Here is an 8581-nt window from a genome sequence, read left to right as displayed (position 1 = left end):
CTGCTCGGCCATGGTTTGCATGCCGTAGCAGATCCCCAGTACTGGGATTCCCAGGTCAAATATTTTCTGCGGCGCACGCGGCGAGCCTGCCGCCGTCACCGACTCGGGGCCACCGGCCAGGATCACACCCGATGGACGAAATTCATCGATCTCTGCGTCTTCGATATCGAAGGCACGAATCTCACAGTACACGCCTATTTCGCGGATACGGCGCGCAATTAACTGCGTGTACTGAGAACCGAAATCAAGGATCAGAATTCGGTGGGCATGAATATCGGGGCTGGACACGGCGTTCTCTCTATTCAGACTGAGGGGTAGTGTAAAAGGTGGGACGGGGACGCCGCAGACGGCGCCCCATTACGACACTCAGGTCGGGTAGTTTGGTGCTTCTTTGGTGATACTAACATCGTGGACGTGGCTCTCATTCATGCCTGCAGCCGTCACGCGAACAAACTGTGGTTTGCTGCGCATGGTCTCGATGTCCACACTGCCGGTATAACCCATGGCGCTGCGCAAGCCGCCCATCAATTGATGCACGATAGCCGCCAGCGGCCCTTTGTAGGGAACGCGACCTTCAATACCTTCGGGTACCAGCTTTTCTGCACCGTCTTCAGCACTCTGGAAGTAACGGTCACTGGAGCCTTGGGTTTTGGTCATGGCGCCCAGCGAGCCCATACCACGGTAAGACTTGTACGTGCGGCCCTGGAAGAGCTCCACTTCGCCCGGCGCTTCTTCTGTGCCGGCAAACATTGAGCCCATCATCACCGCATTGGCGCCCGCCGCGACGGCTTTTGACAGGTCGCCACTAAAGCGGATACCGCCATCGGCAATCAGCGGCAGTCCGCTGTCTTTAAGTGCCGCCGCCACATTGGCAATAGCGCTGATTTGCGGAACGCCAATGCCGGTGACAATTCGCGTGGTACAAATTGAGCCAGGACCAATGCCGACTTTCACGGCATCGGCACCGGCTTCCAGCAGGGCTAAAGCCGCTTCGCCAGTGGCGATATTGCCGCCAATCACATCTACTTGAGGGTAGTGTTGTTTAATCCACTTAACCCGGTTAAGTACGTTCTTCGAGTGCCCGTGAGCGGTATCTACCACGAGTACATCCACGCCCGCAGCAACCAACGCCGCCACGCGGTCGTCAGTATCAGCACTGGTTCCTACAGAGGCGCCCACCCGCAACTGGCCAGAGCTGTCTTTACAGGCCAGGGGGTAGGTTTGCGCATTGTTCATATCTTTAACGGTGATCATCCCGGTCAGCTTGCCGGCATCGTTCACAACCAGAACTTTTTCAATGCGATGCTTGTGCAGTAACTCCCGGGCCACCGACATATCGTCGTTTTCATTAACCGTTACCAGCTTGGCCTTGGGGGTCATGATGGTTGAGACCGGCACATCCATTTGCTCTTGGAACAACACGTCACGGCTGGTGACGATACCTACCAAGTCGCCCTTATCGAGCACCGGTACGCCGGAAATTTTGTGACGGCGACGCAGCTCAAACAGTTCACTGATGGGAGCCGCCGCATCGATAGTAATCGGGTCTTTAACCACACCACTTTCATGTTTTTTCACCGCTCGAACTTCGTAAGCCTGCTGTTCGATGGTCATGCTCTTGTGGATGATGCCGATACCACCTTCTTGCGCCAGCGCAATGGCCAGACCACTTTCGGTGACCGTATCCATTGCAGCAGAAAGCAGAGGAATATTGAGGGTAATATTGCGAGTGAGTCGAGTGCGTAGACTGACGTCTTTGGCGGTTACTTCGGAGTAGCCGGGAAGAAGCAAAACATCGTCGAAGGTCAGTGCTTCTTGTGCGATACGTAACATAGAATGATTCCAATGCCGGTGGCTAGAATCTTGGCAATTTTAAGTGATGACAGCCCCCGAGTAAACCAATTTGACCCCGCAATAGCGCTATATCTTGATATGATTGCGCAATGACTACACAAGAACCCCCACAACAGCTCAGCGTCAGCCAACTCAACCGCCTCGCCAAGCAACTTTTAGAAGATTGCTTCGCTCAGGTGAGTGTTACTGGCGAGCTCTCCACCCTGTCGCGCCCCAGTTCCGGTCACTGGTATTTCACGCTAAAGGATGAGCGCGCACAGATCCGCTGCGCCTTCTTTCGCAACCGCAATATGCGGGTGAATTTTCAACCGCAACCGGGCCAGCAGGTGGTCGTTCGCGGTAAAGTCAGCCTCTATGAAGGGCGCGGCGACTACCAGCTTATTGTCGAGCACATGCAGCCCGCCGGTGCCGGTGCGCTGGCAGCGGCCTTCGAAGCACTCAAGGCAGAACTGCAGGCAGCCGGCTGGTTCGACCCGGCGCTGAAAAAGCCCCTGCCGCCGGCTATCAAGCACATTGCCATTATCACCTCACCCACAGGCGCCGCCCTGCAGGATATTGTCGCAGTGCTCAACCGGCGCTGGCCGGCAATGAAGGTCACCCTGCTGCCTGTGCTGGTGCAGGGCGAGCAGGCGGCCGGTCAAATACAACGTGCCATCGCGCAGGCGAATCAGCTCGCCCGTTCAGCGTCGCATAACTTCGATTTGATCCTGCTGACACGCGGCGGCGGTTCACTGGAAGACCTCTGGCCCTTTAACGAGCGGGTGGTGGCCGAGGCCATCTACCAATCGGAACTGCTTGTGGTGAGCGCCGTGGGGCACGAAGTGGACTTCAGCATTGCCGACTTTGTCGCGGATGTGCGCGCCGCAACGCCGTCGGCTGCGGCGGAATTACTCAGCCCTGATCAAAGCGAGATCAATTCGAAGGTCCAGCTGCTGCGCGGCCGCCTGGTTCGGGCGCAGCGGCGACGCCTTCAGCATCAGCGTGAACAATTACAACAGTTGAACCGACGCATTCGCGACCCACGGAGCCGACTTAGAGAGCAAGCGCAACGGCTGGATGAACTTGAAATGCGACTGCGACGCCAGTGGCAAAGTAGCCAGCGCCAACGCCTGGCGCGTCTCGCGGGCCTACAACAACAAATGCTGCTGCTCAGCCCCGATCGGCAACAAGCGACACGGCTCAATGCCCTGACACAACTTCAAGCAAGGCTGCAGCGCAGCGTACAAGAGCAAATGCGACGCCGCGCACAACAATTACAGGCACTGCAGTCCCAGTTACGACAACTGGGCCCCGAGCAGACGCTTAGCCGTGGCTATGCGATTGTTCTCGACCAACAAGGCCGGGCAGTACGACGCGCCGCCGATCTTCAGCAAGGGCAGCGGTTGCGCGGGCGTTTCGCCGAGGGGCAAGTTGCCCTCACCGTGGATGATAGCGAGTGAGGCGACGGGGTTTACTCGCCGCTCCCGCATAACAAACGGATATCTTCACAGGACTCCCTTTCACCGCTGCGCAAAGGGAAGTCGCGGGCGGAAGCAAAGTGAAAACTCATTCGTTCAGCCCAGCGCGCGTGATCTAACAGGCGCGCCTCCGCCTGGGCATAGCCCGGCTCTCCCCGCTTTTTCAGCCATCGATCAAACCACGCAACAGTGTATTCCGTAATCATCGGGCGCGCCCAACCGCCCTCACAGCGATTATTATCCGTATTTGGGCACCAAGAACTTGCGGGCAAGGTCGGCCCCAATGAGTAATCCAAATGCGTCGTACCGGCAATAGTGACACTCACCACAGGAACAGACGCCGCCTGCCATTGTTTGAAGGCATTTTTATGCCCATCCCGATCCGGATCGGTGACCAATGGTATCGGCGTAAAGCCGTATTCCGACTTAAAGCTTAGCGCAGGCTTGTGGGCAACCACTGCCGGGAAGTCACTACCACCAAAGGCGTCAGTAATGGCATTGGTACTGCCGGGCGGCAGCTGCACACTGGTGATGGTGGCATTATTGCCAGTGTCGGTATAGCCCAGGGCATCCCAGGCCACCACCACATCGACCGGGTTTTCCGAACTCAGCAGGCCCGGCCAGTTTTCAGCACCCGGCGCGCCGTAGGCCTGCACCCAGGTCACACCAGCGGCGCCGTAGGAGTGTCCGGCTATCCCAATGCGCTCACGGTCAACAAAGGCGTGAAAGGGGTTAAACGCGCGAGTCTCGGTTGGGTAACTACCCGCGCAACGCGCTTCATGGGGGTAGTGCAGCGCTGGGCGCGATAAAATAAAGTCGATATCGTTGACCAAGCCCTGGTAAAACACATGGCCATTAATGTTGCCGCCCTGCTCCGCCGAATTTGGCGTTGCCATGTCCGACGCGCCCTGCCCGCGAGGATCGCTGGTCAGCACAACATACCCCGCTCGCACCAGGGCCTGCGCCGCCCACCAGTAAAGCTGCTCGCCTGCCTGCACGGAGCCATTTTTAATCACAACAACAGGCGCCCGTTCACCCGCCTGCAGGGCGCGTGGCCGCCACACCCGTCCGCTGATGCGTGCGCACCCTTCATCGTAATAGACGACGGGCTCGACAACGGCTTCTTGCTCGTAGAAGGTCCGGCCATCCGGGCCATCGACACCGGGGTAGCGGAACGGGTCGCCAACGCAGGGCCCCATTCCCGCCGAGCACAGTGGCGTAAGCGGCGTGGTGCCCTGGGTGGGTGGCAAGCTCCAGCTCGGGTCATCGGCAATGCGGGCTACCATCGCCAAGCGGTTAGCGTTTTCCTGCGTTTGAGAACGAATAACAAAACCTGGGGCGAGCTGCTCGACATTGGCCTCCAGCGTTCGGGCATGATTTTCCAGCTCGCATTGCAACCAATCAGCCGACGGATAGGCCGCAAGATCGCAGCGTGTATCGACACTGTGGCGCTGAATAAGATTCGCCGCCCCCTGCTCAGCCTGGCTTGGCGACGACCCACTATTGCCACCGCCGCAGGCACTGACAATCACCACGATTACGGCGAGCGGTATTGCTCCTAAGCCCCGCATATTACCCCCTGATTATTATTTGTTTTACTGCAACAGAAACGAAAACGGCGCCACTATGGGCGCCGCTGGCATCGAGCTCATCATCCTAGTGAATATGAGCAGACCCTAGTAGCTCTCTGGCAGCTTCTTCTTGAGAATGATATGTCGACCTTCCACTTCGATATAGTCCCCGATGGTCAGGTCTTTGAGAATACGCGCCACCATTTCACGTGACGAGCCCACTCTGTCAGCGATCTCTTGTTTGGTGAGTTTCTCGTTGATCTTCATTTGCCCTTCTTCACCGTGGGGCAACGCCAGCGTATTGCGTAGTTTGAGGCAAAACAGCGACAGCGATTGCCCTCACTGGAAAATCAGTTGCACAGGCTAGGGCCCGAGCAGACTTTAAGTCGCGGTTATGCGGTTGTATTGAACGAACAAGGAACGGCGGTTCGCAATATAGCCACGTTGCATAGAGGCGAGTCATCGCTGGCACGATTTGCCAAAGGCGGTACCGTAGTGCGCCTTGATGAAATACCTAAGCCATAATGGAGCGGCACATCCCTGTGAAGGCGACTCTCGCCACCCCTCATCCTGAGTCCGCCTAGCGAACACTATAGCGGCTCAGACGCAGGCTACACACCCCTGGATTCCGGGGGCTCACTACCTTCCAGCAGCGGCAGAGACAGACTAAGACTTACCCGCCAACACGAACCCAGATGTTCGCGCTTGAGCACCGCGCCCAGCTCGTCGGCTCTCTGCTGCATAATCGCGGTTCCCCGTCCGTATTGAACCGGACTATCAGACACACCATCATTCTCTATAATTATGCACAGCTCATCTCCTTGGTGCTCGATATCTATGCTTACCGCGCTGGGCTTGGCATGACGCAAGGCGTTAGATACGGCTTCGCGAAGAACGCGTTGGCATTGTTGCTGCGACTCGGGGCTCACCAGCAGCGCGGGAACACGTTCCGGCTGCTGCCACTGCAGAGGCACGCCCGCTGTGTGGCAGCGTTCTTCAAGCTCCATACGCCAGGAGGCGAACAGCACTTCCAGCGGCCGCGTTTCGGTGTCTAGCGCCTCCAGCAGGCTACGTAAATCCTTGATCGCCTCACGCACCAACGGGCGCTCACCTTCATTACTGCGATGCAACAAGGTAAGCAGGCGCGCGCCTAGATCGTCGTGAATATCCCGGCGAATTCGCTCCCGCTCAGCCATCCGCCCGCGCTCACTGGCCCGCAAACTGTTCTGAGCGATCTCAAACTGGCTCTGCAGCAAGGTGACCAGTGCCAAATCATCGCGACTGAAAAGTCGCCGGCCCCGGTCAGCTAACTGAAGCTGCATACCGTTTCCCTCGCCCAACACATCGGGGATGTTCATGGCCTGCCCTCCATCCAGCAACAGCACTTGCTGAACACCGAAACAGGGTTGACTGCGCAGCGGTTGAAAGACCTCCTGAAGCAGCTCAAGCCATAGACTGCGCAGCTCTGCCACACTGCGAATCGCGGTAAAGCGTGGAATACTCTGCTGGAGAATACGTTCCAGATTCCGCTCCGGCACGCGCACAAAGCGCTTCCAAAACCATTGTCTTACCGGGAAATACAGCCAGCCGACCATGGCCAGCGACAATGACAGCGCCAGGGTCTGTCCCATGGCGGGCAGAGATACCAGTGCAAGATCAACGGCGATCACTGCCGCCCCACCAAGTAACCAGCCCCACAGCGCAAACCACCAGCGCTCCAGATCAAACAGCCGATAGCGGATCAACCCCAGCGCAACCCCGGCGTACATCAACAGAAATACCGCAAACAGAATCTCCTGAGGCACCAGCAACTCCAGCCCCAGTGCAGCAGGAACTAGTTGTAGGCCGGCAAAGCCCCCCGTACCGGTAAAAATGGCAATCAAAAACCAGAGCAGTGCCGCCCGCTCCAGCGGCTTGTCGCGGGTAAAACGCCATTGCAGGGCCGCAAAAATAAAGCCCACGGCGTAGATAGCCAAGACCAAGAAATAATAGAAATTGGGCGCAGGCTCCCATTGAAAAATGACTACCGCACATGAGGCAAATCCAACAATGAAGCTCAAAGGCGCAACGGGAAAGCGGCCCAATTGCTGCGGATAGTGCCACAGCAAGGCGCTAAAGGACGAAGAAAAAAGCAAGGCACCACAGCTGTTAAAGTCAGAGAGAAAACGAAAAACATCGCCATCAATAAACATCGATCGTGTGCTATACACAGCGGCCGTATTGGTGGCAATAGCCAAGCACAGGCCGCTCGCTGCATACAGCGTCGTAGCCATTCCCGGCTTAGCCGACCAGACCATTCCTCCGATCATCAGAATGATACTGCCTATGCCAATCTGAAACCAAAATAACCAGTGGAGATCACCGAGCTCCCTTTGGCGAAATGGGACCGCTAGATGGTCACCTGATTCGTTGATCAACACCAGATCGCCGCGCTTTATAGCTGCCGAAATAAGGCGTTGTTGGTCCATCAGGCCATTAAATTCCTCAAAACTCTCAAGGACGTCGGGCTCCGCAATCAGCCATCGAGGATTGGCAGTTAGCTCCTGCTCTCCAGCCTTCAGCGCAGCCACTGTATGGCGCTGACCGCTCGGAGCCGAGTAAATGATCTGCTCACCTTCCAGACTGAAAAGCCCCTGAGGCTGGGGCAGGTGTAGAGCCAGAGACAGGCTGGCAAGTGCGCCCACCAACAGCAGTGCGACTGCCACAGCCAAGCGAGCATGTAAATTCATCCGTTCCACTTCTATTCATCAAACCTGAACACGAGGTACGACACGCCTACAGGCGCGATATTATCCTTTTCCCCACAAACGAGGGGATGCGTCATAATAACGAATCGGCGATAGTATCCAGCCTAATAGTCATTCACGCAGATTATTTGGAACACACTAGTGAACGCTATAACACATATCCTGATTGTTGAAGACCTGCCAGATGTCTCCGACTGGCTTTCCAGAATTGCCGCCCAATGCTTTCCCGATGCCAGCGTTCAACAGGCTGACAGCCTGGCCAGTGCGCGCGAACTGCTTCCGACCTGGCCCGCCCAACTTGCACTACTGGACATTGGCCTGCCCGACGGTTCAGGTGTAGCGCTAATACCGGAAATCCTTGCCAAAAACCCCCAATGCAGCTGCGTGATAACAACAATTTTCGACGACTCTGAGCATTTGTTTGCCGCATTAAAAGCAGGCGCGGAAGGCTACCTGCTCAAAGACGAAACCACCGAGGTCTTCAGTCAACGACTAATGGGCATTCTTGCAGGGCAACCGCCGCTATCCCCCAGCATCGCCCGTCGTATGCTGGCATTTTTTCGACCACAAAAGGCGATTGAGTATAATCTGACGGCACGGGAAAGCGAGGTGCTGACGCTGATCGCCCATGGTTACAGTGTTCGCAATGCCGCCGAGTCATTGCAATTGAGCCACCACACCGTAGCCGACTATCTAAAAGATATTTACCGCAAGCTCCAGGTGAATTCACGTGCTGAGGCCACTCTCAAAGCCGTCGACCTAGGACTAATTACCTTACGCCATCAGTAGTCACTTCGGTATTTTATTCACGCATCACTGGAGGCGCGATTGGGTTAGTAGCTCTCCGGCAGCTTCTTCTTGAGAATGATGTGTCGACCTTCCACTTCGATATAGTCTCCGATGGTCAGGTCTTTGAGAATACGCGCCACCATTTCACGTGACGAGCCCACTC

At 56.6% G+C, this 8581-nt stretch carries 5 protein-coding genes and 3 pseudogenes; 2 read left to right on the top strand and 6 right to left on the bottom strand.

Going from position 1 to position 8581, the window contains the following annotated elements:
- Positions 1 to 288, bottom strand: a pseudogene (locus ABNS66_RS15620) (GMP synthase (glutamine-hydrolyzing)); the annotation flags it as partial.
- A gap of 78 nt (positions 289 to 366) precedes the next feature.
- Positions 367 to 1833, bottom strand: coding sequence for an IMP dehydrogenase (gene guaB / locus ABNS66_RS15615; protein WP_204995692.1), 1467 nt, complete (start codon positions 1831 to 1833; stop codon positions 367 to 369).
- Between the two features lie 110 nt (positions 1834 to 1943).
- Here guaB and xseA point away from each other — a divergent pair, with 110 nt between their 5' ends.
- Positions 1944 to 3293 carry an exodeoxyribonuclease VII large subunit gene (xseA, locus tag ABNS66_RS15610; protein ID WP_286837643.1) on the top strand — a complete coding sequence of 450 codons (1350 nt, stop codon included), beginning with the start codon at positions 1944 to 1946 and terminating at the stop codon, positions 3291 to 3293.
- Positions 3294 to 3304: 11 nt separating this feature from the next.
- On the opposite strand, the gene ABNS66_RS15605 is transcribed toward xseA, so the two are convergent.
- The 3 genes and pseudogenes from ABNS66_RS15605 to ABNS66_RS15595 form a co-directional block, all read right to left on the bottom strand.
- A complete protein-coding gene (locus tag ABNS66_RS15605; RefSeq protein WP_286837645.1) occupies positions 3305 to 4882 on the bottom strand; it encodes a hypothetical protein in 1578 nt (525 codons plus the stop codon).
- 105 nt (positions 4883 to 4987) lie between these two features.
- Positions 4988 to 5161 (bottom strand): annotated as a pseudogene (locus ABNS66_RS15600) (helix-turn-helix domain-containing protein); the annotation flags it as partial.
- 332 nt (positions 5162 to 5493) lie between these two features.
- Positions 5494 to 7611 carry a hypothetical protein gene (locus ABNS66_RS15595; protein ID WP_286837646.1) on the bottom strand — a complete coding sequence of 706 codons (2118 nt, stop codon included), beginning with the start codon at positions 7609 to 7611 and terminating at the stop codon, positions 5494 to 5496.
- A gap of 159 nt (positions 7612 to 7770) precedes the next feature.
- Here ABNS66_RS15595 and ABNS66_RS15590 point away from each other — a divergent pair, with 159 nt between their 5' ends.
- On the top strand, positions 7771 to 8418 hold the full coding sequence (locus tag ABNS66_RS15590; RefSeq protein ID WP_286837647.1) for a response regulator transcription factor: 648 nt from the start codon (positions 7771 to 7773) through the stop codon (positions 8416 to 8418).
- A gap of 44 nt (positions 8419 to 8462) precedes the next feature.
- Here the strand turns inward: ABNS66_RS15590 and ABNS66_RS15585 are convergent.
- Positions 8463 to 8581: pseudogene (locus ABNS66_RS15585) on the bottom strand (Crp/Fnr family transcriptional regulator); the annotation flags it as partial.

The organism is uncultured Spongiibacter sp. (genome assembly GCF_964011655.1).
In the GTDB taxonomy this organism is placed as follows: domain Bacteria; phylum Pseudomonadota; class Gammaproteobacteria; order Pseudomonadales; family Spongiibacteraceae; genus Spongiibacter; species Spongiibacter marinus.
This window is presented reverse-complemented; position numbering and strand designations above follow the sequence as displayed.